Genomic DNA, 578 nt, shown 5'->3' on the forward strand with positions numbered 1-578 from the left:
CCGACGCCGCGCTCGGTGAGGATGATGCGGGGCTGGCTGGGATCGGCCTCGAGCTTGCGGCGCAGCCGCAGGATCTGCACGTCGATGCTGCGGTCGAACACGTCCTCGTGCACGCGGGTGGCCTGCAGCAGGTGCTCGCGGCTCAGCGGCCGCTGGGGCGCCGACACGAAGGCGACGAGCAGCGCGTACTCGCCCTTGGTCAGCATCACCGTCTCGCCCTGCGGGTTGGTGAGGCGATGCGAGCGGGTGGAGAGCTGCCAGCCCTCGAAGCGGTAGAGGGCCGCGCCGTCGCGCTGGGCGCTGCGCCAGGCCTCCTGGCGGCGCAGCACCGTGCGGATGCGCGCGAGCAGTTCGCGCGGGCTGAAGGGCTTGGTGAGGTAGTCGTCGGCGCCGAGTTCGAGGCCGATGACGCGGTCGATCTCGTCGCGGCGGTGGCCTGTGGTGATGATGACGGGCAGTTCGGAGCGGGCGCGGATCTCGCGCAGCAGGGCGAGGCCGTCGTCCTGGCCGAGCCTCAGGTCGAGGATGACGAGGTGGGGCTCGCCGACGCGCAGCTGGGCGGCCATCTCCTGGCGGCC

At 72.5% G+C, this 578-nt stretch carries 1 protein-coding gene; it reads right to left on the bottom strand.

Annotation, left to right across the window (positions count from 1 at the left end):
- Positions 1-578: winged helix-turn-helix domain-containing protein (locus ACKUB9_RS34390; protein ID WP_407531197.1), on the bottom strand; the 578-nt coding region annotated here is incomplete at both ends.

The organism is Methylobacterium oryzisoli (genome assembly GCF_046557895.1).
Taxonomy (GTDB): domain Bacteria; phylum Pseudomonadota; class Alphaproteobacteria; order Rhizobiales; family Beijerinckiaceae; genus Methylobacterium; species Methylobacterium oryzisoli.